The following is a 25839-nucleotide window of genomic DNA, read 5'->3' as shown; positions in this document are numbered from 1 at the left end:
TAGTTGTCTTACAGGTAATCATAACATAGCACTCTGAATGAAAAAAAGCCCGGGTCTCTCTCATCAGGAGAACCCGGGCTTTTTGTTATTAGCCTACTTGGTTATAAGCCATAATCCAGATCGAACCTGCTACGACCGTGATTAGAATGACGATGCCAAAGATAAGCGCCATAACGTTGTAGCGGGGCTTCTTCTCTTCGCGAAGATGCATGAAGAAGAAGAGCTGAACAACGAACTGCAGTATTGCCATGATCAGAATGAAGATCAACGTTGGCGTTCTGTCCATCATGTCGTTCAAGACAACAACAAGCGGCAGAATCGTAAGCACAATCGAAAGGACAAAACCGATGACATAGGATTTCAGCGAGCCATGAGACTCATGCTCGTCGTGTCCATGTCCATGCGTGTTAGGATTGGCCATCCTACATCACCCCCATCAAGTAAACGACCGTGAGGACGAAGATCCACACAACGTCAAGAAAGTGCCAGTACAAGCTGATAATCGAAACTTTACGCTTCGTAACTGGCGTGATACCGCGTTTGCCGATTTGAATCATCAGCGCGACCATCCAGATCAAGCCGACCGATACGTGCAAACCGTGCGTTCCGACAAGAGTGAAGAAAGCGGACCAGTACGCGCTTGTACCGATTGTGACGCCTTCGTGCACCATTGCGATGAACTCGGACACTTCAAGGTAAATAAACGATGCGCCAAGCAAAGCAGTGATAATGAGCCAGCCGATCAGACCCTTTTTGTTGCCTTTGTGCATCTGAAGCACGGCGACACCGCTCGTAAAGCTGGAGGTAAGCAAGATAAATGTCTCGGCGATGACGCCGGGCATTTCGAATATCTCATGAGGCGTAGGGCCTCCGTTCGTGCTGTTGTGCAGCACGGAGAACGTTGCGAACAAAGTACCGAACAAAATAACGTCGGTTATAAGAAACATCCAGAAGCCAAGAATCTTGATGGATTCATGATCATGATGATCGTCATGGTGGCCGTGGTCGTTATGACCATGACCGCCATGAGGCGCTGCTGTGTGTGCCATTTAGCGACCCCCCTTTAACGCTGCTTCAGTACGTTCGATCTCATCAACCGGAATGTAGAAGTCCGTGTCGTAATCGAAGGAACGGGCAAGCAAGCAGCATCCAACACCGATCAGGCCCGGAATGATCATCCAGTTCCAGTGCCATACGAAGCCGAAGCCGGCAACGAAGAAGCACACAGACATGATGAACGGAATACCCGAGTTTTTCGGCATATGAATTGGTTCCAGCGGCGCGAGCGGTTTTGGCTCAATGCCTTGCGCACGGCGCTGTTTCTCTTCCCACCATTCATCCGAGCTTGTTACCTCTGGAAGACGTGCGAAGTTGTACATTGGAGCCGGCGATGGAATCGACCATTCGAGCGTACGGCCGTCGCCCCATGCGTCTCCGGATTTTTCTTTCTTCAAGAACTTGATGCTGTGGGCAATTTGCCACACTTGGAAAATAAAGGCCAGACCCATGATGAAGGCACCAACCGTCGATACGACGTTAAGCGGCTGCCAGCCCATGTCAAAGTTGTACTCGTTGAAACGGCGAGTCATACCCATCAGGCCAAGCGCATATTGCGGCATGAAGCAGACATAGAAGCCGATATTCCAAAGCCAGAAGGCCCATTTGCCAAGACCGTCATGCAGCTTGAAGCCGAACATTTTCGGCCACCAGTAGTACAGACCTGCGAAGTAACCGAATACGACGCCGCCGATCAATACTTGGTGGAAGTGGGCAATCAGGAAGTAACTGTTGTGGAACTGGAAGTCAGCAGGCGCTACCGAGAGCATAACCCCCGTCATACCGCCGACGATAAAACATGGAATAAAAGCAATTGTCCATAACATCGGCTGGCTGAAGGTGATCCTTCCTCGGAACATCGTAAACAGCCAGTTGAATACTTTTACACCGGTTGGTATAGCTATAAGCATCGTCGTGATCGCGAAGAACGCGTTGACGTTGGCACCGGAACCCATGGTGAAGAAGTGATGGGCCCAAGTAAAGAACGAGAAGAAGCTGATCGACATTAGTGCGAATACCATTGACTTGTAGCCGAACAATTTTTTCTTCGAGAAGGTCGATACGACATCCGAGAATACCCCGAAGGCCGGCAATATGACGATATATACTTCCGGGTGACCCCACATCCAGATGAGGTTGATATACATCATCGGGTTGCCTCCTCCGTCAAGCGTGAAGAAGTGGGCACCGAGATAACGGTCGATGAACAGAAGGAACAACGTAACCGTCAGAATCGGGAATGCGAACATGATTGTAATGGAAGACGACAGGACGGACCAGGTGAACATCGGCATTTGCATCAGCTTCATGCCTGGCGCGCGCATCTTCAGAATCGTAACTACAAAGTTGATACCGGACGCGAGGGAACCTATACCGGAGATCTGAATACCCCAAATATAGAAGTCTTGACCGAGACCAGGACTGCCGGACAGCTCGGATAGCGGCGGATAAGCCAGCCAGCCTGCGTCGGGCGAACCCCCGATAACGAACGATACGTTGAACAGCATGGCACCAAAGAAGAAGAGCCAGAAGCTGAGAGAGTTCAAATACGGATAAGCAACGTCGCGTGCACCAATCTGCAGCGGTACGACGATATTGAACAAACCGAACATAAGTGGCATCGCCATGAACAAGATCATGATAACGCCGTGCGTCGTGAAGATTGCATTATAGTGTCCTGCGTGCAGGAACTCGAGATTCGGCACAGCAAGCTGTGTCCGGATCAGCAGGGCATCGACGCCCCCGCGGAACAGCATGAGAAGCGCTGCGATAACGTACATGATGCCGATTTTTTTATGATCGACGGTTGTCAGCCATTCGGTCCACAACCAGCGCCATTTCTTAAAGTAGGTAAGTGCGATAACAATCGCTACCATGGAAAGCCCAATAGAAACCTGGGCACCCAAGATGAGCGGATCGCCGGTGATGAAGAAGTCATTCATCATGAAGTCCATAAAATCCTTAAACATAGTGCATCTCCTTTCCTTACATTATTATTCTTGGTTCGTGTGAGACGAGTGGTTCATGCCTTTCATCTCCATACCGGTCATCTCCATGCCGTCCATATCATGCTCTAAGTTGGAAGTATCATGGCCGCCGCCTTCCTCATCTTTTACAGGGCCCGATTTCTGGCCATGATTATGGGCAGGAACGCCGTTTTCGCCAACATATTGCATAACGACTTTATCGAACAAGCCTTCAGGGAAGGCAGAGAAGAACTGTTCATCCGAAGAACCCGGCTGCTTCAGCTGCTCGAAGCCTTCGTCAGTCAGTGCGGGAGCGGAAGATTTTACGCTCGCAACCCAGGATGTATAGTCAGCTTCGGAAGTCGATTTCACATCAAAGGTCATTTTCGCAAATTGCTCGCCAGTGAAGTTCGCGCCCGTACCGAAGAACGTACCGACTTCATCAGCCTGAAGGTACAGGGTCATGGCCATGCCGCTCATCGCGTAAATCTGGCCGCCAAGCTGCGGAATCCAGAAGGAGTTCATCGCTTGATCTGCTGTTACCCGGAAACGGATCGGAGTATCCTCCGGAATTTGTACGTAGTTGACTGTCGAGATGCCTTCTTCCGGATAAGTGAAGAGCCATTTCCAGTCAAGCGATGTTGCTTCGATCGTAATCGGCTGCTTAGCCGATTCAAGCGGCTTGCTTGGTTCAAGTTCGTACGTGTATTTAATAGTAACACCGGCCAGGATGGCGATGATGATGATTGGAATCGCCCACCAGATTGTCTCCAGCTTTGTGCTGTGCTCCCAATTTGGCTGGTAAGCAGATTTATTGTCTTTCTTGTCGCGATAACGCCATACGATAACCGCAGTCAGGATCAGGACCGGAACGAGAATGATCGCACACAGCCAAACCGTGATCCAGATGAGATCTTTTTGTGATTCGCCGATCGGTCCTTTAGGATCGAGGACGACGTATTGGTCGCCGCAGCCGGAGAGCATAACGGCCATCAGCATAATCATCAACGGAACCAGAAAGCGAAAATACTTTCTCATGATTTGTTTCAACTCCTCAATAATGCTTCTTGACATTAAGATTAGCAGAAGTCACTCAAAATAACTGCTGGCTTAACAATTACGACAATAATTCGTCTTTTTTCTGTAATAGAATCTTCACCATATTGACAACTGTTTGAATCTTCCTTGGAAACATCACACAAAAAAGCCGCCCTTCGTCAATATTGACGAAAAAGCGGCCTCTTAAAAGCGAACTTCGGTTACAAAATATGGTTGGATTGATCATCGTTATGCTGATCTTCCATCGCCTGATGGAGTCTAGCGTGAACGAGGCCAATCGCTGTTCCGATAACATAAATGAACACACTGCCTACAAGGCAGCCGATACCAACCATTAAAGTGGTGTTCTTATCACTAAAGTGGCTGATATTGATCAGGCATAACAACACACCCACTGTCAAAGCCGTCCAGGCAAATACCGTCATTAAAGTAACGAGTCGTTTCACGCTTGCAGCTGTCGCTTCAGAATCCGACTTCACATTGCTTACCGTTGCAGTTTTCGTAGCCATCTGAAACACTCCCATAAAGTTTGTAAGTGCTTACTTCTTGATCCTACTATACCACAGTATACGGCGTTTGTTCAAAGAAATTTCACTTTTTGATCAAATTTCGGACAAATTTAACGTCCATACGCACTAGTTTTTCCACCAGCGCTTCAGATCATTCCACCATGAACGGCTGTTGTCCTTCATGCTGTTGTCCGCAGGAGAATCTTTGGCAGCCGGTCCACCGCATACTTCGGTTGGCTCCGTGCCTGCAACAAACGATTCCAGCCGCTTGTTCGCACAGGTGGCTGCTGCTAGCTTGCCGCTCGTTGGATCGACATATACATTTACAACACCATCCGGAATCGGAAAGATCTTGGGCGGAATGGCGGACAAGGCTTGCTCTGTAAACTTGGCGAAAATAGGTGCCGCGCGGTGGGCTTCCGTTACGGTAAGCTTGCGGTTCTTGTCATAGCCAACCCATACGGCTGTTGCAAGCTCCGGCGTATAGCCAACCAGCCAGGCATCCGTTGACGTTGTTCCCGTCTTGCCGGCTACAGGCCGCTTGATGAAGGAAGAGACGCGGTTTGCTGTGCCGCCTCCTTCGAATACACTTTCCATGAGACTGGTCATGACATAAGCCTCTGCCGGATTAATCACCTGTTCTTCATGCCGTTCTGCTTCATATATAATATGTCCGTTCCGGTCCGTGATGCGTAAGATGGCAACGGGCTCCACTTTGACGCCGCCGTTCGCGATAACCGAGAAGGCAGAAGCCATCTGGAGCGGACTAACCGGGAAAGTACCTAGAGCAAGAGACGGAACCGGGTTCATCGGACTCGTTATGCCAAGCTTGCGGGCTGTCTCGATGACGCGGTCGGCGCCCACCGTCATAATCGTGTTCACGGCGTAGATATTGTCCGAGCTTGCAATGGCCGTGCGCATATCAATGAAGTCATTGAAATATTTGTCATTGTAGTTGCGCGGCTCGTAGGATTTGCGCCCTTCATCATAAGTGAAGGCCGTCGGCTCACTCTTGAACCGGGTGACCGGCGTCATAAAGCCGCTGTGCAGCGCCGTCAGATAAAGGACCGGCTTGAAGGAAGATCCCGGCTGCCGTGTTTCGGCGAGCGCTCGGTTAAACTGATTCGTCTTGTAATCGCGTCCGCCTACCATCGCTTTAATGTAGCCGTTACGCGGATCGATGGCGACGAGTGCCGCCTGCTGCTCCTCGCTGCCGGAAAGACCGTTTTTGACGGCATCTTCTGCAGCGCGCTGCGCGGCAGGATCAAGAGTGGTATAGATCGTAACGCCGCCTTCATTAAATAGTTGCTCATTAATGCCCAGCTTATCAACGGCTATGTAGCGGATATAATCCCGGAAGTAAGGGGCAAAGCCTGCCTGCTGGCCGGAGCCCAGCGGCTTAAACGTCAATACTTCCTTATAAGCGGCATCCGCTTGCTCCTGGGTAATATCGCCGGACTCCGTCATCGCGTGAAGGATGGTCAGCTGCCGGTCCTTCGCATTTTTCATATCCATAAACGGAGAATAGTATTTCGGCCCCTTCGGAATGCCTGCCAGCATAGCGCTCTCGGCAAGCGTTAATTGGGAGGCGTGCTTTTGAAAATAAAGCTGAGATGCCGCTTCAATTCCGTATGCGCCATGCCCGTAATAAATCTGGTTCAGGTAGAGGCCAAGAATCTCATCCTTGGAGTAGTTCATCTCCAGCTGGATCGTGTATATCGCTTCCTTCATTTTGCGCTGCCATGTTTTCTCATGGGTGAGATACAAGTTGCGTGCGAGCTGCTGCGTCAAGGTGCTGGCACCCTGCTTGGCAGACATCGTCTCCACGTTGACCAATACGGCGCGTGCCATGCCTTTCATATCAAAGCCTTTATGCTCGTAGAAACGGTGGTCTTCAATCGCCAGCGTTGCTTCCACCAGATAGGGGGAAATTTGATTGAGCGGAACTGAGCTGCGGTTCTCCCCCGTATGGAACGTATCGATGATCTGCCCCTGCAGATCAAGCATGCGGGAGGATTGACTGATCGATGTCACCGGAAGAGACTGAAAACGTAAATAAAGCAGCATGGACACAATCCCGAGCACGAGTACGGCAGAGATTGCTGCGGTCCAGCGTAAGCTTTTTTTGAACCTCATAACATGAGGAAGAAAACGTTCGGTTATAATAGGAAATGCATATTTGCGGCGCGGCTTGCCCGGCCTGATCTGCTGCTTCTTCATGGTGGTGCTCCCTTCGCAAGAACGACCTTTTCCTTAGTATGGAAAAACGAAGGTGGTGATATTCATAGGAGGAAGCTAGAAAAGGTTGATTTTTCGTCCCGAACTACTATAATACATGGAGAACCATTGACGGAAAGAAGGGATTTATCGAAATGGAATTGTGGTATACAGAAAAACAAACCGAGAACTTCGGCATTACTGCGAAGATTACGAAGACGTATGTAGATGAACAAACAGATTTTCAAAAGCTCGATATGATCGAAACGGAAGAGTTCGGCACCATGCTCGTCCTTGACGGCATGGTCATGACTACGGTTAAAGATGAGTTCGTGTATCACGAAATGGTTGCCCATCCGGTACTCTTCACGCATCCGAATCCGGAGCACGTGCTTGTAGTAGGCGGCGGTGACGGCGGCGTTATCCGTGAAATTATGAAGCATCCTAAAGTGAAAAAAGCCGTGCTCGTTGATATCGACGGCAAGGTTATTGAATATTCGAAGAAATACCTGCCGACAATTGCGGGCGAACTGGACAACCCGCGTGTTGAAGTTCTCGTGAACGACGGCTTCATGCATATTCATGATCACAAAAATACTTATGATGTTATTATGGTTGACTCGACTGAGCCGGTTGGTCCTGCTGCTAATCTGTTCACACGAGGCTTCTACCAAGGCATCTACGAAGCATTGAAGGAAGACGGCATCTTTGTGGCTCAAACCGACAATCCTTGGTTCAAAGCGGACCTGATCCAAAGCGTAAACAAAGACGTGAAGGAAGTATTCCCGATCGTTCGCGTATACGGCGCTAACATCCCGACATACCCAAGCGGTCTGTGGACGTTCACAATGGGAAGCAAGAAGTACGATCCGCTTCAAGTGGATGAGGCTTCGATTCCTGAGATCTCTACGAAATATTACACTCCGCGTCTTCACAAAGCGGCATTCGTACTGCCTAAATTTGTAGAAGATCTCGTGAAGTAATTAGATAATTGGCATACTCGCGGGACAGCGAGATGCCTGAATGGAAGAGGCGGCTTGTGCTCCCGGCTTTCTGAAAAGCTGAGGGGATGCGGGGCGTCTCTTTTGCTTTTTTATTTTTAGGGGCGGCTGGTGTAGAATACGTAGATACGTGAGTGTGACTTTGTGGCCGAGGAGACGATTCGAGTGGAAGAAGCGGAGCGCATTTATTCTTTTCCCCCTGTGATTGACGGGCGTGCCCGTGTGCTGGTGCTGGGTACGGCGCCAAGCGTAAAGTCGCTGGAGCATCGGCAGTTTTACGGCCATCCCCGCAATTATTTCTGGGGTATGGTCTACGGTATTTTTGGAGCCGGGGCTCCGGATGAGGATTACGGGAAGCGGTTGGCTTTTCTGCAGGAGCATCATATGGCTGTGTTTGATGTCATTGAATCCTGCGAGCGGCCAGGAAGCCTGGATGTGAACATTAAGAATGAGCGGCCGAACGATCTGCCTGCTTTGCTGGCGCAGTATCCGGGTCTGAAGTGTTTTGCCTTTAATGGAAGCAAGGCCTATGATACATTCCGCAAATATTTCCGCGATCATCCGGCGTTTCGGGATATTACTCTTCTGAAAATGCCTTCCACCAGTCCAATTCCCACTCAAAAGATGCGAAATTTAGAGGATCGGATCGAGGCGTGGAGCGCGATCTTGCCGTACCTGGAGATATAATGGAATATAAGCTACGTACACTATGCTTACATTTCATCCGCGGAACGTATGCTGCCCGTCTTAAGGACGGCAGCCGTTTACGCTGCCAAAGGAAAGCGATTTTCGTTTCGCCTTGTTTGCCGGAATAGCGTACAATCGTTGAAATTACGGGGCTTCCTGTATATAGTAGTAACATACGAGAAGACTGGAGATATAGGAGCTTTGCTATGCAAGATAGAATGGCGGTTAAGATCACGCTGACAAGCACCCAGGACGGGGAGTCTGTTATACATACGTATACGGGAGAATGGTTCCGGAAGGAACGGTCGGTTTATATCCGGTATGAAGAACCGGTCGAGGGAGATGCTGCACCCATACGGACGCTGGTGCGCTTCCGGAAGGACGAGCTGTCGATTACGCGCCGCGGCGCTCTCGAGTCGGAGCAGCTGTTTGTGCCGGGGGAACTGCGACGAAGCGGCTATTACCGTTCGCCGTATACTTCGTTCCAGATGGAGACGGGTACGGCTTTTGTTGTCGTAAAGGGTGACGATGGCGCAGAGCTGCCTTCAGCAGAGCCCCCTTGTACGATTGAATGGCAATATGAACTATGGATGAATGAACATTTGTCGGGCCGGTTCCATAACCGGCTCCATATACAGGAGGAGTAGAATCAATGAGTACGAACGTATTGGAACAAATGTATGAGAAGGTGAAGGAAGCGATTGCCGATGCGGCAGTGACGGGAGGCCTTGCTGCACGTGAGGAGCTGCCTGCCTTTGTGCTGGAGGTGCCGAAGGACAAGGCGCATGGAGACCTGGCGACGAATGCTGCAATGCAGCTGACAAAGCTGGCGAAGAAGAATCCCCGTCAAATCGCAGAGACCATTATTGCAAACCTGAACGGTGAGAAATTCGGCATTCAGTCGGCTGAGATTGCAGGGCCGGGCTTTATTAACTTCCGCATGGACAAAAGCTATTTATATTCCGTTATCGGCGAAATTAAAGCTGCGGGAGATAACTACGGCCGTACAAACGAAGGATCGGGCCAGCGTGTAGAGGTTGAGTTCGTCAGTGCGAATCCGACCGGCAGCCTTCACCTTGGCCATGCGCGCGGCGCTGCTGTTGGCGATGCGCTTTGTAACGTGCTGGACTTCGCAGGCTATGAAGTAACCCGCGAATACTATATTAATGATGCAGGCAATCAGGTGAACAACCTGGCTCGCTCCATCGAAGCGCGCTACCGTCAGGCGCTGGGTCAATCTGCCGAAATGCCGGAAGACGGCTACCACGGCGAAGACATCATTGGTTTCGGCAAGCTGCTTGCAGGGGAGGAGGGCGACAGCCTTCTTTCGCTGTCTGATGAAGAGCGCTTCAACTTCTTCCGCCAATTCGGACTCGAGAAAGAATTAGATAAAATCAAACGCGATCTCGGCCGCTTCCGCGTCGGCTTCGACATTTGGTACAGCGAGACATCTCTCTACGAGAGCGGTCAAGTTGAACAGGCGCTAGATGCACTGAAGGCAAAAGGCCAAGTGTACGAAGAGGAAGGCGCTACCTGGCTTGCGACGATGCCTTATGGCGACGACAAGAACCGCGTTCTTGTGAAGAATGACGGCTCGTACACCTATTTGACGCCGGACATCGCCTACCATCGCGACAAATTCAGCCGCGGCTACGACCGGATGATCAACATCTGGGGTGCTGACCACCATGGCTATATCCCTCGCGTGAAGGCGGCAATGGCTGCCCTCGGCAATGATCCGGACAAGCTGGTGGTGCTGATCGCGCAAATGGTAAGCCTTTTCCAGGACGGCGAAAAAGTGAAAATGTCCAAACGTACCGGCAAAGCCGTGACGATGCAGGATTTGATGGACGAAGTTGGCGTTGACGCGATTCGTTACTTCTTCACGATGCGCAGCATGGATTCGCATCTGGATTTCGATATGGACCTTGCGATCTCGACCTCGAACGAGAATCCGGTCTTCTATGTGCAATATGCGCATGCGCGTATTTGCAGTATCTTCCGTCAGGCCGAGGAGCAAAGCATCGCTCTCCTGCCTCTTAGCGAAATCGACTTCGGCAAGCTCTCATCCGAAGCCGAATTCGACCTGCTTCGCAAGCTCGGCGAGCTGCCGCAGGAAATCTCCGAAGCTGCGGCTCAATACGCGCCGCACCGCCTGGTCCGCTATGTGTATGAACTGGCTTCGCAGTTCCACAGCTATTACAAAGCCGAGCGCGTCATTACCGAAGACGCCGCTCAAACCCAGGCGCGCATCGCCTTGCTCGGCGCCGTGCGCACGGTCATCGCCAACACGCTCCGCCTTGTTGGCGTATCGGCTCCGGAGCGGATGTAATACGCTTGTCTGGCAATAAATCCGTACAACGCAAAGCCGCCAGTTATCGCTGGCGGCTTTGCTGCATTTGACTGCTCTTCGTTCCTGCTGACTGCTGCAATATGGAGCTAATCAGCTAATCTTCACTTATACATGGACTGATCTGAAGGTAACTAGCAATCTTGCTCTACTCGCCGCATCTTATAAGTGTGGTGGGTCGGAAATCCAGTATCTTTCTTCCCCCAACTTCTGCTTCACCAGCTGGTAACATTTGCATACGTTGTACGGAATACAGTAAAATCGCTTCTCGGGTGTTCCGGCACATATACGTTGTATTAAATGCAGTATATTCGCTTATTAGGGGCAATTATCGGCAGGTTTGGCCCGATTATACTGTAATATGTACAGCGTAGTTCCAATATTGGCCGAATCAAGGCCAATAGCCTGCAATAAATACAGCGTAGCAATCGCTATCGCTTCAAAACCAAAGAAACCGTTCTGGGAAGAACGGTTTCTTTTCTGCCAAACTGGACCGATAAGGTGCGGGTCAAGGGCAATGTATCTCCTGGAGGAGCTGTAGCGAAAGGAAATACATAGTTCGCAGCAACCCCTATCATCGCTCTCCAGCGAACTTGCCCTTCAGCCACCGTCACCTTATCGTTCCGCCGCCCCCAGCATTTTCATCACGTCAAGCTCCCCGGTATATCGAGGAGCTTTCGTGCTTCGCAGCGGCAGGTACGATTTTTTTAAAATCGCTTTAATCTCCGCGGGAGATAATCCGGGCTTATGGGCCAGCAGCAAAGCGATGGCTCCGCTGACATGGGAGGTAGCCATCGACGTTCCGCTCATCTCGTGATACTTGCCGCGGAGCCAAGCGGAGAAGATTTTATCACCGGGCGCATAAATATCAATAAACGTACCCCGGTTGCTGAACGGGGCAATGCGCCGCAGTTTGTTTGTTGCGCCGACGGATATCGTCTGCGGATATCTGGCCGGGTAATCGACCGACCGGCGCTTACCGTCGTTGCCTGATGACGCTACAACGATAACGCCGGCATTATAAGCGTTGGTTATCGCATTGAGGAGAGCTTTGCTGCGCGTTTTCATGCCAAAGCTCATGTTAATAATATGGACCCGGTTGCGGACGCACCAATCAATGCCGAGAATAATGTCGGATACAAAGGCGCTTCCGTTATGATCGAATGCTTTTACCGGGAGAATTTGTGCCCGCGGCGCAATGCCGATCATGCCGTGCACTTGGTTGGCCGCTGCAATCGTTCCTGCGATATGAGTGCCGTGGCCATTATCGTCATGAGGCAGCATACTGCGGTTGAGCAGATTAATGCCTCGCGACAGCGACTGGCGGAGATCAGGATGACTAAAGTCTACGCCGGTATCGATGACTCCGATTTTGATGCGGTGTCCGGTTGTGATGCTCCAGGCAAGCGGAGCTTTAATTTGCTGCACGCCCCAAGGGATGCCTTTTTCCAGTGGCATGGTTTTAACTGCCGTGTGGTGAACGGTAATACGGCGGTCGTTCTCAATCCATACGCCGCCGGAAAATCCTGATAAAGTTGCTTCGACAGGGAGCTGACAAGAGATTGCACGAATAATGCGCATTTGCTTAACCGGCTTCAGCGCGGGGAAATTTGTCGCAGCTTCTGACCATTCTTGCAGAAACCGTCGATAATCCCCTTGCTTCTGAAATCGGATAATCCGATTTTTTGTCGTTTGGCCCGTGCAAGCCATCGTGTCCTTCAACCAATGGAGAAAAGCGGTGATGTCCAATTACGCGTCCCCTCCCGACGGACGATGCTGAACTATTGTATGAAGCAGGAGGTTCGGCCGCATGAGCAACTTGCCTTTTTTCAGATAATTAGGCGTGGAGCCGTGTCAAAATCGCGCGCGGGACATAGGATGATGTAAGAGTTCTCAGGGACTCTTACCGCTCCGGTCCGCATCATTCATGCGTTGTCCGGATGGATACAGTCAAAGCGAAGGGACAGCCCTTCGCTTTTTTCTGTTTCAAGGGAAGATAAGGGGATAACAGGCGGCCGGGGGCGGCTTGCTTTTTTGAATAAAATAGGTTTTACTATACTTTGATAATGGTTATGATTACGAAAGTATGAAGATAGCAAGAAGGGATGTGTCCATATGAGCAGCGGCAATATTACATTGAAGCTCGATCCTGAGCGGATAAAAGAAATGCCTATGGTCGACTTGGCGTTTGAATTGTTGAAATCGGCCAATACGCCTTATTACTACCGTGACCTGATGATGGAAATTGCGAAGGTTCGCGGACTGTCTGCGGACGGAGTTAACCAAGTAATCGCTCAAGTATATACGGAGATTAATATCGACGGCAGGTTCGCTTGCGTTGGAAGCAATATGTGGGGATTGAAACGCTGGTACCCAGTTGAGAAAAACGAGGATCCGATCACGAACGCGAAGCGTCCTCGTATCATTAATGACGAAGACGACGATGATGATCTGTTTGCGGACGAAGAAGAAGAAACGTACGCAGGTGACGAAGAAGATTACGATGTATTTGATGAAGATAGTGAATTCTCCGAAGCAGAAGCAGAAGAGGAAGTTGATGAAGAGGTTGGCATCGAGGACGAAGAGATCGAAGAAGAGGTTGACGAAGAGCTTGACGCTGATGCTGAACTGGACGATGAAGAGTCGGACGAAGAAGATTTTGATGAAGATGAGGACGAAGAAACCGACAAATAATCGTCCTCGTCTTGACCGTGTTTACCCTTGACAGTCCGCATACGGGCGGAGTAAACTATTGCATGGGCTTTAAGATTCGGTTAACGTACCGCATAAGCAGCAATGGCTTACCTTTCCTTTTTTTGAAGGATACAGGTCTAACGCGGATATAGATTTGCCGCGCTCTTGCCGGCAAGCTAAAACGTTTAATAATATGCCAAATGAAAAGTGCCCCGTGAAGACGGGTGTCACTTTTTTTGTTTGTAGAAGTAAGTTCAGGACCCTGATTTGTTCATCCATAAACTGGATAGAGGGATACGGCACCTGCTAAACCATGTTTATTGCACAAATGGGAAAACCTAAACATAACCAGAGGAGTATGGAGGGTATTAACACAGTGACGAAATATATTTTTGTAACCGGGGGCGTCGTTTCATCGCTCGGCAAAGGGATTACGGCTGCTTCACTTGGTCGCCTGCTTAAGAACAGAGGCCTGAAAGTAACGATCCAGAAATTCGATCCATATATCAACGTTGACCCGGGGACGATGAGCCCGTACCAGCACGGTGAGGTATTCGTAACGGACGACGGCGCGGAAACAGACCTTGACCTTGGGCATTATGAACGGTTTATTGATATTAACTTGACCAAATACAGCAGCGTAACAACGGGTAAAATTTACTCTAACGTTATTTCCAAAGAGCGTCGCGGTGAATATCTGGGCGGAACGGTTCAGGTTATCCCGCATATTACAAACGAGATCAAAGAGCGTGTATACCGCGCAGGCAAAGAAGCGGGATCTGATGTTGTTATTACGGAAATTGGCGGAACAGTAGGCGATATTGAAAGCTTGCCTTTCCTTGAAGCAATCCGTCAAATTAAGAGTGACATCGGCCGTGATAATGTAATGTATATTCACGTAACGCTGATTCCTTATATTAAAGCAGCGGGCGAAGTGAAAACCAAGCCAACGCAGCACAGTGTAAAAGAACTCCGCAGCATCGGTATTCAGCCGAACGTAATTGTATGCCGTACCGAGCATGCGCTGTCGGAAGATTTGAAACGTAAAATCGGCTTGTTCTGCGACATCGATGCCAATGCCGTTGTTGAATGTATCGATGCTTCTACTTTGTATGAAGTCCCGCTTATGCTTCGCGAACAAGGCCTTGACGATATTGTCGTTAACCATTTGAAGCTGACGACGAACCAACCGGATATGACGCAATGGGAAGAAATGGTCGAGCGTGTGAAATCGCTGCACAAAACGACTGAAATCGCCATTGTCGGCAAATATGTTGCATTGCATGATGCTTACCTTTCCATCGTAGAAGCACTTGGTCATGCCGGAATCGACGCCGATTCCGAAGTGAAGCTTCGTTGGGTGAATGCGGAAGAGATTGATGATGAGAACGTTTCAGAAGCGCTGAAAGGCGTACATGGCATTCTCGTGCCGGGCGGCTTTGGCGATCGTGGTATTGAAGGTAAAGTATCCGCGATTCGTTATGCCCGCGAGCAGCAAATCCCGTTCTTCGGGATCTGCCTTGGCATGCAGGTTGCGGTTATCGAATACGCGCGCAGCGTAGCTGGTCTGTTCAACGCGAACAGCGCAGAGATCAATCCATCAACGCCATATGCGGTTATCGACCTTCTGCCTGACCAGAAAGACATTGAAGATATGGGCGGCACGATGCGCCTTGGTCTTTACCCTTGCAAATTGAAGCCGGGTTCGCTTGCGGCTACAGAATATAACGACGAGCTTGTTTATGAACGCCATCGTCACCGGTATGAATTCAATAATGAATATCGTGAGCGTATCGAATCGGCAGGTCTTCGTATCTCCGGTACATCGCCGGATGGCCGTCTGGTTGAAATGGTCGAGCTTCCTGAGCATCCGTGGTTCCTCGCGGTTCAGTTCCATCCGGAATTCACTTCCCGTCCGAATCGTCCGCAACCGCTCTTCCGCGGTTTTGTGCGTGCGGCGTTGAAATACTCTGGGCAGTAAGAACAGCTGTTCTATCATGGAATTGTTTCAATTTTTTTAGTGGAAAAGCAGGATAATGTACCTCTCCGCGCGAATATATTAACGATTATGGAAGAGTTGACCAGTTGTCGGTCGAGTCGCGGGAGGTAAATATCTTGGAGAAGAAGAAGCTATTGATCGTTGATGATCAGAATGGCATCCGTGTGCTTCTAATGGAAGTGTTCAGCAGTGAAGGCTACAATACTTTCCAAGCTTCAAATGGTAGGCTGGCACTGGAAATTGTGAAAGCCGAGAATCCTGATCTCGTTCTGCTTGATATGAAGATTCCAGGGATGGACGGTCTTGAGATTTTGAAGCATGTGAAGGCCATTAACCGAGATATCAAAGTCATCATGATGACCGCTTATGGTGAACTCGATATGATCAAGGAAGCTACTGATCTTGGTGCAGTTATGCACTTCACGAAGCCGTTTGATATTGATGAGATGCGGATTGCGGTTAACATGCAGCTTCACGGAGGCAATTCCAATAACCGCTTTGCGGTAGGGTCCTGAGGGGGCCCTTTTTTTTATACTAAAATTAAAGGTTTCTCAGTCTTTGCCTACTTCAGTAAGGGAAATACCATTCCCTGTGCCGATATGGTATAATGGCTCAGAATATAAAGTCTAATAGACATGATAATAGGGTTTTGATGATTATTATTCGCTTCCACACGGAGGCATTGACGAAGCAAACGCACAAAATAGGAGTAGGGGATAATGAGCCGCCCATTACGGCGAGTGTGTCAATATAAGCTCGCGCCATTTGGCGGTTTTCCTTTGTTCTTTCTTAAATCTTGGGAGGACTATATTTGATGGAGAAATTGATGATACGCGGTGGACGTCCGCTGCGGGGCACCGTCCAAATAAGCGGAGCAAAGAACAGTGCCGTCGCTCTGGTTCCGGCTGCTATATTGGCAGAATCAGAAGTGGTATTGGACAATTTGCCCCATTTAAGCGATGTTGTCGTATATAGTGAGATCCTGCAAGACCTTGGTGCTGTCGTAAGCTGGCAGGGCGATGTCATGAAAATTGATCCTTCACGGCTTGAATCAAAGCCTATGCCTAACGGAAAAGTGAAGCTGCTGCGCGCCTCGTATTACTTGATGGGTGCCATGCTTGGACGTTTTGGGGAAGCGATAATAGGTTTGCCGGGCGGCTGTAATTTTGAACCTAGACCAATTGATCAGCATATTAAAGGCTTTGAGGCTTTAGGAGCTACTGTTACGAATGAACAAGGCTCGATGCGAATTCACGCGAAAGAGCTGCGCGGAGCAAAAATTTATCTCGATGTTGTAAGTGTAGGGGCTACGATTAATATTATGCTTGCGGCCTCGCGGGCCAAAGGTTCTACCATTATCGAAAATGCGGCAAAAGAGCCTGAGATTATAGATGTAGCAACACTTCTTAATGCCATGGGCGCGCGAATCAAAGGTGCAGGAACGGAGACGATTCGGATTGAAGGGGTAGACAGCATGCATGGCTGCCGTCATTCCATCATTCCGGATCGGATTCAGGCAGGTACTTATATGATTGCGGCTGCTGCAACACGCGGTGATGTAACGATCGACAACGTTATTCCGAAACATATGGAAGCGATGACGGCCAAGCTGGAAGAAATGGGCGTAACGGTTCATGAGATGGATGAATCCATTCGGATTATTGGCGCGCCGGAATATGCGGCCGTAGATGTAAAGGCCCTTGTTTATCCGGGCTTTGCGACCGACCTTCAGTCGCCGATGACAACCCTGCTGGCTCAGGCCAAGGGCGTAAGTATCTTAAGTGATTATGTCTACAGCAACCGGTTCAAGCATGTACCGGAGTTAAACCGGATGGGCGCGAATATCCGCGTAGAGGGCCGTTCGGCTATTATTGAAGGCGGAGAGCTCTTTGCGGCAAAGGTCAAGGCTGCCGATTTGCGTGCAGGAGCTGCGCTTGTCATTGCCGCTCTTACGGTGAAGGAAGGCATTACGGAAATTACCGGGGTTGAGTATATCGACCGCGGTTATGACAACCTTGTTGATAATCTGCGCAGTCTTGGTGCGGATGTTTGGCGAGAGGCGGAGTAATCCGAAGAAAAGAAAACTATCGATTTGGCGTCTTTCTAGGTGTTAAGACGAATAGAAGGCGCCAAATCGGGTATATAATGATAGCTAAAACTGAATACAAAGTGGTGAGAATATGACAGATCTTCAGATCGGTGATCTCGAAGAAATGAAGCTGACCGAATTGTACAAATTGGCGAAACAGTATCAAATTCCGTACTACGGCCAGCTGAAGAAGAAGGAATTAATTTTTGCAATATTACGGGCACAAGCAGAAAAAAGCGGCCTCATGTTTATGCAGGGTGTACTTGAAACATTGCCGGAAGGTTTTGGCTTCTTACGGCCAATCAATTATTTGCCGAGCAAAGAGGATATTTATATCTCCGCTTCCCAGATTCGAAAGTTTGACTTGCGTACCGGCGATCTCGTATCCGGCAAATGCCGGCTGCCGAAAGACTCGGAAAAATATTTTGGCCTCCTCCAGGTAAATGCCGTAAACGGCACAGATCCTGTACAAGCGGCTGAAAGGCTTCATTTTCCCGCTCTGACCCCTCTTTATCCACAGAAGAAACTCGTGCTGGAGACGGCATCTTCCAAACTTTCTACACGGATTATGGATTTGCTTGCACCTGTTGGCCTTGGCCAACGCGGACTGATTGTGGCGCCGCCAAAAGCGGGCAAAACTTTGCTGCTCAAAGAAATTGCGAACAGTATTTCGACAAATCATCCGGATATCGAGTTGTTTGTACTTCTTATTGATGAACGTCCCGAAGAAGTAACGGATATGCAGCGTTCCGTGAAAGGTGAAGTTATTGCCTCCACGTTTGATGAAGTGCCTGAAAATCATATTAAAGTAGCAGAGCTAGTGCTTGAGAGAGCATTGCGTCTGGTGGAACATAAAAAAGACGTTGTTATCTTGCTCGACAGCATTACCCGTCTTGCCCGGGCGTATAACCTTGTTGTGCCGCCATCCGGCCGTACGCTTAGCGGCGGTATTGATCCGGCAGCCTTCCATCGTCCGAAACGCTTCTTTGGCGCAGCCCGGAATGTGGAAGAGGGCGGCAGCTTGACGATTCTCGCGACGGCGCTTATTGAGACCGGATCGCGTATGGATGATATCATTTATGAAGAGTTTAAAGGTACAGGCAATATGGAGCTGCATCTTGACCGTAAGCTTGCAGAACGCCGTATCTTCCCGGCGCTTGATATCCGCAGATCGGGTACGCGCCGCGAAGAAATGCTTTTATCGAAAGAAGAATTGGATAAATTATGGGTTGTGCGCCGCAATATGACCGATACGCCTGACTTTGTTGACGGCTTCCTGAAGAAGCTTAACGATTCGAAGACAAATGCAGAATTCCTGATGTCGCTTGATACAGCGGAGGAAAAACCTGCTCCGCAGCAGCGGACAAGTGCCGGAACAGGTACAGGTACGGGACTTAAAAGCAGCGCAGCAACCGGAAGGCGACCAGCACCGCGCACGACGCACGGCTCCTAGTGTCGCCGGAAGGAGGACATCAAGATGAATCTCGTATACGCGGATGAGCAAGGTAATGTATTTGATCATCCTGACTATATTGCGCTTGGGCGCAGCGGCGATATGATCGTCGAACTAATGGAAGAAGAGCTGATCCCTCTGCCAAGAGGGGCTACGCTTGTAGGTTTGCCGCATACCCGGCCGGTCTTTATGGATCCGGATACAGGCGATATGAAAATGCTCTCCGGCAACTATCAGGCCGTAGGCGCTTTGCTGCCTCAGGGCTTCACCCGTCTGGCACTTCCAAGTTATGTAAAGACCGATAAGAACGAGAAGTTCCCGCTCTTTGGCTATACTTCCGTCGTATGGAAAGACGGCGGATTTTATGTAGCCGCAGAGCAGTCAGATGATCCGTACAAGTGGGATCCGCTCAACTGTGACCGCGGAGAAGTACGCAGACAGGTCGAGCTTCTGACATCGAGATACCCGGAGAACCGCTTATACAAGCATTTGTCTCATTGTGCGCTTGGCTATGAGTGTCTGACTTCCTCCAATACGTTCTTGCAGCGTTGGGAAGGCGGCGTGCCTGTTTCTTATTCTTGTAACGCGGGATGCTTCGGTTGTATTTCCGAGCAGCCGGATGACAGCGGCTTTGTGGCGCCGCAGACCCGTATGAACTTCAAGCCGACGGTGGATGAGATCGTGGAAGTCATGCTTGAGCATTTGAAGACACCGGAGTCCATCATCAGCTTTGGACAAGGCTGCGAAGGCGAGCCTTCCACGCAAGCCAAGATTATTGTGGAAGCGATGAAGATCGTCAGAAGCCAGACCAAACAGGGTTACATCAATATTAATACGAATGCGGGCCTGACCGATTTCATGCGTGCGATCGTAGACGCAGGTCTTGATCTGATGCGTGTCAGCACCATCAGTGCCATCGACGAGCATTATAATGCGTATTACAAACCGCGGGCCTATACGCTTGCCAATGTAGAGAAGTCCTTGAAATATGCAACGGATAAAGGCGTATATACATCCATTAATTACCTCATTTTCCCTGGTGTTACGGATCGTGAGGAAGAGATTGAAGCGATGATCGGGTTCGCGAAGCGGACAGGGCTGAAGCTGATCCAGATGCGCAACCTGAACATTGATCCGGAGAGTTACCTGCAGCTTATCCCGCCTGCCAAAGGCGAGATTTACGGGATGAAGCAAATGCTCGAAATCTTCCGTGAAGAGCTGCCGGATGTGGTCATTGGTTCGTATACGCATCTCCCGCCGGCTGCCGCTCGTAAGTAGCTGGCAAAAACATCGGCATTGCATGCGGGTTATGGTCGTGCTATAATCCGGGTGTGTGATTTTAACTCTGGACCCGCATGTGGTTCAGGGCAGAAAGAGGTGAACGAGATGAAACAAGGTATTCATCCGACATACCACGTATCCAACATCACTTGCGCTTGCGGTAACACGTTCGAGACAGGTTCGATCAAATCGAACCTTCGTGTAGAGGTTTGTTCCGTATGCCACCCGTTCTTCACGGGTAAGCAAAAGTTCTTGGATGCAGGCGGTCGCGTCGATCGTTTCAAAAAGAAATACGGCATTTAATATCATCTGCCCGGGATTTATTTGGCAGAATAAGAAAACCTCCCTTAGCCATCCTATGGTTAAAGGGAGGTTTTTTGATTGCTTACTAAGAAAATGCTGCGCCGCAAGCTGCGCTTAATATTTATGGGATTTGCCATACCTGCTTTAATAATCGGCAGTCTTACAGGCTGTGCTGCTGATGGCGTAAACAACGGACATCGTACGAACGACCAGAAATCAGAGACCTACGGTCATGATGGATATATGGGCTATTCCAACAGCAATCCCAACATGCCTAATAAGCTAACTTTCCTTAATTATGACTCGGACAGAAAGCTGATTAACCAAGTTCTGCAGCCAATTGAGGGAATTAAAAATAGCCGTGTCTCCTTTAATGGAGAGGATTTGAATGTACGTATAAAAGCAAATCCGAGTCTGACGGATGCCGAGGTCGAAGCGTTGCAAGCAAAAGCGCAGCAGGTTGTGCAGCTCAATATGCCCCGTTATCATGTTAAAGTGAAGGCGTCTCGTTAATCTCCTTCTGCCATTATCCTACGGTTGCGCTTTGCGTTGGGATGGGCTATACTTAGTTTTGCCGTGCTAGATGGGGAGTTAGCGGTGCCCTGTAACTCGCAATCCGCTTTAGCGAGGTTGAATTCCTGCTTGAGGTTATGTGATGCAGGGTTTGGCGCTTGCAATCAGTGTTGACAGTTGGGTCCTCCGCAATGGACGCTTGTGAACCCGGTCAGGTCCGGAAGGAAGCAGCCGTAAGCAAGTTAGTTCATGTGCCGGGGGAGTGCCTGACTCGAGCTGGGACGCAAGAATGCCGCCTGGATCGCATGTTATCGAGGGCAGGTGCACGGTTCATCTTTATTTTCATAGTTATAAATGAGGAACACCAGCAATGGAATCTGTTTTTTTTGAAGCAGATGCCGGGAATGCAGGTGTTTTTGTTTTGCTTATAGACATCATGATGTATAATAGAAGAACTAAGAATGAAGCAAGCTGAAAGGAACGTAAACGCGTGAGTCATATTGCATTATATCGTGCCTGGCGTCCGCAGACGTTCCAGGATATGGTTGGACAACGGCATATTATACAGACGCTGCAAAATGCGATTCGAGAGAATCGTGTCTCGCATGCCTATTTATTTAATGGACCTAGAGGAACGGGTAAAACAACGGCTGCCAAGGTGCTTGCGAAAGCGGTTAACTGCGAACGCGGCCCTGCTGAAGAGCCTTGTAACGAATGTGATGCATGCCGCGGGATTACAGCCGGTCACATTATGGACGTTGTGGAGATTGATGCAGCGTCTAACCGGGGTATTGATGAAATCCGCGACATTCGGGATAAAGTCCGGTATGCCCCGTCTGAAGTTCGATATAAAGTGTATATTATTGATGAAGTTCATATGCTCACCTCCGAAGCGTTTAATGCTCTTCTTAAGACATTAGAGGAACCGCCTGGCCATGTTATCTTTATTTTGGCTACGACAGAACCTCATAAGCTACCTGCTACGATTATCTCTCGCTGTCAAAGATTCGACTTTCGGCAAGTGTCGCTGGAGGAGCAATCGGAGAGGTTGTTTGAGATTTGCAGAGAAGAAGGCATTGAGGCTGAAGAGGATGCGATTGCCTATATTGCCCGATTATCCGAAGGCGGTATGCGGGATGCGATAAGCCTGCTTGAGCAAGTAGCTGCCTTTGGGGGCTCAAGAATTACTCTTGATGGAGCTGTTGATGTCACCGGCGGCATGGCTGCCGACCAGTTTTATGCGCTGGCAGAGGCAATCAGAGACCGGAATGTCGCTGCGATCATGCCGCTTGTGGAAGGATTGACGCAGGCCGGCAAGAGTGCGGACAAATGTATGGAGAACCTTATCTTCTACTTCCGGGACCTCCTTGTATTGAAGCTGGCTCCTCAAGGTGCAGTGACGGAACGGGTAGTTGACGCGGGACGTTTTCGGGAGATGGCTGCCGCGTTTAGCTCTGAGCGGTTATTCCGGATGATTGATACGCTTAACGGCTATCAATCAGACATGAAGCATGCCTCTCAGCCGCAGACCTTGTTTGAAGTCGCACTCATGAAGATTTGCACGATTGGCAATGAGGGCGGCACAGCATCAACAGGTGGCGGAGCGGCAACGGCTTCTCCGCCGGCCGCCTCCGCTGAAGTTCAGCGGCTTCGCCAACAGGTGGAGGTGCTCGAGCGTAAGCTGGAGCAGCTTATTCAAAGCGGTACTGCGGTTGGTGCCGGTGCTGGAGCAGCTGCTGACAGCGGAGCGGTTCGCCAGGCTGCTAATCAGTCCCGCCGCGGGGGATTTGGCGGAAGCGGGGGGGCAGTCAGCCGATCTACCGTAAAGCTTGATCCTTTTGTTGCAGTAGCCGGCAGCCCGGGTACAGGGCAGGCTAGGTTGAAGTGGAGCGAGGTGCTCCAACGTGTGAAGGAGGCCAAGATTACCGTACACGCGTGGCTGGTTGACGGTGAGCCGGTAGCCGCAACGGATGGTACGATACTGATTGCCTTCAAGAATACGATGCACCGGGAGACTACGGAGCGTCCTGCACACCGGGAGATTATCGAACGGGTCATGCAGGATGTATTCGGTAATCCGGTTAAGCTTGCGACCTGCATGCTGAAGGAATGGCAGAACGCAGCCAGTCGATCAGGTGAACAGCAGGGTGAAACGCTCGAATTACAACCGGATGCAATTGACACCGGAGAGGAACAACGTCCACAATGGGTAGAGGAAGCTGTTAAGCTTTTTGGTGAAGACTTAGTTGTAATTAAAGAAGATAATTAACTATTACGATGAGGTGACAAGTCATGAATAACATGAACCAAATGATGAAGCAAGTGAAGAAGATGCAAGAGCAAATGATGAAAGCACAAGAAGACCTTGTTAACAAAACCGTTGAAGGTACAGCTGGCGGCGGCGTAGTAACCGTAGTAGCAAACGGCCATAAGAAAATTTTGAGCATCGCGATTAAACCTGAAGCGGTAGATCCGGAAGATGTAGAAATGCTGCAAGATCTTGTCTTGACGGCTGTTAATGACGCTTTGACTAAAGTAGATGAAATTGCAAACCAAGACATGGGCAAATTTACAGGCGGCATGAAAATCCCTGGATTGTTCTAGGCCTGATCGATAGTCCACACCATATATATAAGCTAGACGTATGCTGACGCCGCCGTAAGGGCGGCGTCAGCCGTTTACGCCCAAGGCTTGAAAGGAGCTGCGCGTTTTGTTTTACCCTGAACCGATAGCGAAGCTGATTGATGCCTTTACGCGGCTTCCGGGCATTGGACCGAAGACAGCCGCAAGGCTGGCTTTCCATGTGCTTCGTATGAAAGAAGATGATGTCATTGATTTCGCCAAAGCGCTTGTCAGCGTAAAGCGGAATTTAACCTACTGCTCCGTCTGCTGCAATATTACCGATACGGATCCATGCCGGATATGCCAGGATAAGACACGCGACAATTCTGTTATCTGTGTCGTACAGGAATCGAGGGACCTTGTAGCTATGGAACGGACAAAAGAGTTCCAGGGATATTATCATGTGCTCCAAGGTGCCATTTCGCCGATTGAAGGTATCGGACCTGATCAGATTAAGATTGCGGAGCTGCTTCGCCGTTTGAGTGATGAGCGTGTACAAGAACTGATTTTGGCCACGAATCCGAATATAGAAGGCGAAGCGACGGCTATGTATATCTCAAGGCTGGTCAAGCCGTTTGGTATTCGGGTAACCCGTATTGCCCATGGCCTCCCGGTTGGCGGCGATCTCGAATATGCTGATGAAGTTACCTTGTCCAAAGCACTTGAAGGACGCAGAGAGTTAAGTTAGATTTATATGCCTGACAAGAGCCGCTTCCCGCTAGGGGAGGCGGCTCTTATTTTGTTTATATATAAGAAAGTATATATTTCTCAACTGAACTTGCATTCACCGCGATGCATTATGCTGCTCCGTCATGGGCGGCTCAGCCCATAAAACTCCTCTGTCACTAAGTGTGGTGATAACTGTTTCACCTTTGCCCGAACACAATCCGTTCTAAATCGGAACAAGCCTTTATACATATATAGAAATGTCTTGTCCGATGGGACGAGCAAGGAGGCGAATGTAATGGCGAACCTATGGTGGAAACCGAAGCAGCCTAATGAAGGCGGCCATTCGGGCGGATTAGAGATGATGAGAACGCAAATGCAGCCTGTACCCCAGGCAGATACGGCAGAGTGGCGAGAGCACTTGCGTGCGGAAATTGCTGAAGCTCATAACGAATGGGTGAATGCAACCCGATTTTTTAACGTAGCTGTAGGGGATGATCAAATTGATTACGCGATTTATGCGCTAATTACAGCGGAAAAACGATATGAAATGCTAATCCGAATTGCCAAGCGTACATGCAGCGTTTGGCCGGAGTGGAGGGGGGCGTTACAATGAAAACAGTATGGCTGGCTATGCTTATTTTGTCCTCGCTTGCCTTAGTTGGTGTACTGGTCAGACAGCGGATGTCATGGACCTGGCTTCGTAACTTTACTATTCATTTTGTACTGGCAGCGGTTGTGCTTTACGTTCTCAATTTCTCCGGTCTAATCCCCCATATATATATTCCTCTAAATCCGGTTACAATAGGTACTGTTGTTGTGCTTGGTGTGCCGGGCATCGCCCTTATTGCTGGTGTACAGTACTTCATTGTATAAGCCGATAAAGTTTTTTGTGCGAAGGGTTGACCTTATTGTTTAATTCATGGTATATTACTTCTCGCGCCAAGTGCAAGGAAATAAAAGCTTCAAAAAAGTTTTTAAAAAAGTACTTGCAATCATCTAGGCGGATATGATATATTATAAAAGTCGCCGATGAGAGAAACGGGCGATGAACAAAAAAAATAATTGTTCTTTGAAAACTGAACAACGAGCAAAACTGCCCCGTTAGAAATAACGGAAAAAGCGATAAAAACAAAGTTTGAGCAAGTCAAACAGAACCATTTCATGGAGAGTTTGATCCTGGCTCAGGACGAACGCTGGCGGCGTGCCTAATACATGCAAGTCGAGCGGATCTTGTTCTTCGGGACAAGGTTAGCGGCGGACGGGTGAGTAACACGTGGGTAACCTGCCCATAAGACTGGGATAACATTCGGAAACGAATGCTAATACCGGATACGCGAATCGGTCGCATGGCCGAATCGGGAAAGGCGGAG

At 49.5% G+C, this 25839-nt stretch carries 24 protein-coding genes, 1 rRNA gene and 1 other RNA gene; 19 read left to right on the top strand and 7 right to left on the bottom strand.

The features are described 5' to 3' along the window. Nucleotides 1-88: 88 nt before the first annotated feature. The 6 genes from cyoD to BM200_RS28970 all read right to left on the bottom strand — a co-directional run bounded on the left by cyoD (nt 89) and on the right by BM200_RS28970 (nt 6811). On the bottom strand, nt 89-421 hold the full coding sequence (gene cyoD, locus BM200_RS28995) for a cytochrome o ubiquinol oxidase subunit IV (RefSeq protein ID WP_091190824.1): 333 nt from the start codon (nt 419-421) through the stop codon (nt 89-91). Between the two features lies 1 nt (nt 422). Continuing rightward, entirely contained in the window at nt 423-1049 is a 627-nt protein-coding gene (cyoC, locus tag BM200_RS28990) for a cytochrome o ubiquinol oxidase subunit III (RefSeq protein ID WP_091190822.1), read from the bottom strand. After that, a complete protein-coding gene (locus BM200_RS28985) occupies nt 1050-3026 on the bottom strand; it encodes a cbb3-type cytochrome c oxidase subunit I (RefSeq protein ID WP_091190820.1) in 1977 nt (658 codons plus the stop codon). A 24-nt stretch (nt 3027-3050) separates the two neighbouring features. After that, nucleotides 3051-4061, bottom strand: a complete 1011-nt coding sequence (gene cyoA / locus BM200_RS28980; RefSeq protein ID WP_091190817.1) for a ubiquinol oxidase subunit II — start codon at nt 4059-4061, stop codon at nt 3051-3053. A gap of 221 nt (nt 4062-4282) precedes the next feature. Continuing rightward, nucleotides 4283-4591 carry a hypothetical protein gene (locus BM200_RS28975; RefSeq protein WP_245773192.1) on the bottom strand — a complete coding sequence of 103 codons (309 nt, stop codon included), beginning with the start codon at nt 4589-4591 and terminating at the stop codon, nt 4283-4285. 126 nt (nt 4592-4717) lie between these two features. Further along, on the bottom strand, nt 4718-6811 hold the full coding sequence (locus BM200_RS28970; protein ID WP_091190813.1) for a transglycosylase domain-containing protein: 2094 nt from the start codon (nt 6809-6811) through the stop codon (nt 4718-4720). Nucleotides 6812-6963: 152 nt separating this feature from the next. On the opposite strand from BM200_RS28970, the gene speE reads away from it, so the two are divergent. The 4 genes from speE to argS all read left to right on the top strand — a co-directional run bounded on the left by speE (nt 6964) and on the right by argS (nt 10828). Continuing rightward, on the top strand, nt 6964-7791 hold the full coding sequence (gene speE / locus BM200_RS28965; protein WP_091190810.1) for a polyamine aminopropyltransferase: 828 nt from the start codon (nt 6964-6966) through the stop codon (nt 7789-7791). Nucleotides 7792-7974: 183 nt separating this feature from the next. Next, entirely contained in the window at nt 7975-8496 is a 522-nt protein-coding gene (locus BM200_RS28960) for a DNA-deoxyinosine glycosylase (RefSeq protein ID WP_245773191.1), read from the top strand. Between the two features lie 206 nt (nt 8497-8702). Beyond that, nucleotides 8703-9143, top strand: coding sequence for a YwiB family protein (locus tag BM200_RS28955; RefSeq protein ID WP_091190808.1), 441 nt, complete (start codon nt 8703-8705; stop codon nt 9141-9143). A gap of 5 nt (nt 9144-9148) precedes the next feature. Then, a complete protein-coding gene (argS, locus tag BM200_RS28950; RefSeq protein ID WP_091190806.1) occupies nt 9149-10828 on the top strand; it encodes an arginine--tRNA ligase in 1680 nt (559 codons plus the stop codon). Nucleotides 10829-11461: 633 nt separating this feature from the next. On the opposite strand, the gene BM200_RS28945 is transcribed toward argS, so the two are convergent. After that, nucleotides 11462-12595 carry a S8 family peptidase gene (locus tag BM200_RS28945; protein WP_091190804.1) on the bottom strand — a complete coding sequence of 378 codons (1134 nt, stop codon included), beginning with the start codon at nt 12593-12595 and terminating at the stop codon, nt 11462-11464. A 366-nt stretch (nt 12596-12961) separates the two neighbouring features. Here BM200_RS28945 and rpoE point away from each other — a divergent pair, with 366 nt between their 5' ends. From rpoE to BM200_RS28870, 15 genes are all read left to right on the top strand, one after another. Continuing rightward, nucleotides 12962-13540, top strand: a complete 579-nt coding sequence (gene rpoE / locus BM200_RS28940) for a DNA-directed RNA polymerase subunit delta (protein WP_091190801.1) — start codon at nt 12962-12964, stop codon at nt 13538-13540. Nucleotides 13541-13916: 376 nt separating this feature from the next. Continuing rightward, nucleotides 13917-15521 (top strand): CTP synthase, encoded by a 1605-nt coding sequence (locus BM200_RS28935; RefSeq protein ID WP_091190798.1) that lies wholly within the window; start codon nt 13917-13919, stop codon nt 15519-15521. Nucleotides 15522-15655: 134 nt separating this feature from the next. Continuing rightward, nucleotides 15656-16054, top strand: a complete 399-nt coding sequence (locus tag BM200_RS28930) for a response regulator (protein ID WP_012772140.1) — start codon at nt 15656-15658, stop codon at nt 16052-16054. Between the two features lie 299 nt (nt 16055-16353). Then, the gene (locus tag BM200_RS28925) at nt 16354-17607 is read left to right on the top strand and encodes a UDP-N-acetylglucosamine 1-carboxyvinyltransferase (protein ID WP_091190795.1); all 1254 of its coding nucleotides are present in this window, start codon (nt 16354-16356) and stop codon (nt 17605-17607) included. Between the two features lie 112 nt (nt 17608-17719). After that, entirely contained in the window at nt 17720-19081 is a 1362-nt protein-coding gene (gene rho / locus BM200_RS28920; RefSeq protein ID WP_091190793.1) for a transcription termination factor Rho, read from the top strand. Nucleotides 19082-19105: 24 nt separating this feature from the next. After that, the gene (locus BM200_RS28915) at nt 19106-20359 is read left to right on the top strand and encodes a radical SAM family protein (RefSeq protein WP_091190791.1); all 1254 of its coding nucleotides are present in this window, start codon (nt 19106-19108) and stop codon (nt 20357-20359) included. Nucleotides 20360-20467: 108 nt separating this feature from the next. Next, a complete protein-coding gene (rpmE, locus tag BM200_RS28910; protein ID WP_091190789.1) occupies nt 20468-20665 on the top strand; it encodes a 50S ribosomal protein L31 in 198 nt (65 codons plus the stop codon). A 78-nt stretch (nt 20666-20743) separates the two neighbouring features. Further along, complete coding sequence (locus BM200_RS28905; protein WP_091190788.1) at nt 20744-21178, top strand: hypothetical protein; 435 nt, start codon at nt 20744-20746, stop codon at nt 21176-21178. A 61-nt stretch (nt 21179-21239) separates the two neighbouring features. Continuing rightward, nucleotides 21240-21507, top strand: an RNA gene (ffs, locus tag BM200_RS28900) — signal recognition particle sRNA large type. 161 nt (nt 21508-21668) lie between these two features. Further along, entirely contained in the window at nt 21669-23447 is a 1779-nt protein-coding gene (dnaX, locus tag BM200_RS28895) for a DNA polymerase III subunit gamma/tau (protein WP_091190785.1), read from the top strand. A 23-nt stretch (nt 23448-23470) separates the two neighbouring features. Next, the gene (locus BM200_RS28890) at nt 23471-23782 is read left to right on the top strand and encodes a YbaB/EbfC family nucleoid-associated protein (protein ID WP_091190784.1); all 312 of its coding nucleotides are present in this window, start codon (nt 23471-23473) and stop codon (nt 23780-23782) included. Nucleotides 23783-23888: 106 nt separating this feature from the next. Then, nucleotides 23889-24488 carry a recombination mediator RecR gene (gene recR, locus BM200_RS28885; protein ID WP_091190781.1) on the top strand — a complete coding sequence of 200 codons (600 nt, stop codon included), beginning with the start codon at nt 23889-23891 and terminating at the stop codon, nt 24486-24488. Nucleotides 24489-24764: 276 nt separating this feature from the next. Further along, nucleotides 24765-25082, top strand: coding sequence for a DUF2508 family protein (locus tag BM200_RS28880; RefSeq protein ID WP_245773190.1), 318 nt, complete (start codon nt 24765-24767; stop codon nt 25080-25082). Beyond that, entirely contained in the window at nt 25079-25342 is a 264-nt protein-coding gene (locus BM200_RS28875; protein ID WP_091190779.1) for a pro-sigmaK processing inhibitor BofA family protein, read from the top strand. Before BM200_RS28880 ends, BM200_RS28875 begins: the two co-directional genes overlap by 4 nt. Before the next feature lie 285 nt (nt 25343-25627). Next, nucleotides 25628-25839, top strand: a 16S ribosomal RNA gene (locus tag BM200_RS28870); the annotation flags it as partial.

Origin of the sequence: Paenibacillus catalpae, from assembly GCF_900112695.1 — a bacterium.
Taxonomy (GTDB): Bacteria; Bacillota; Bacilli; order Paenibacillales; family Paenibacillaceae; genus Pristimantibacillus; species Pristimantibacillus catalpae.
Note: the sequence above shows the minus strand (reverse complement) of the source record. Positions and strands in the feature narration are given on the sequence as shown.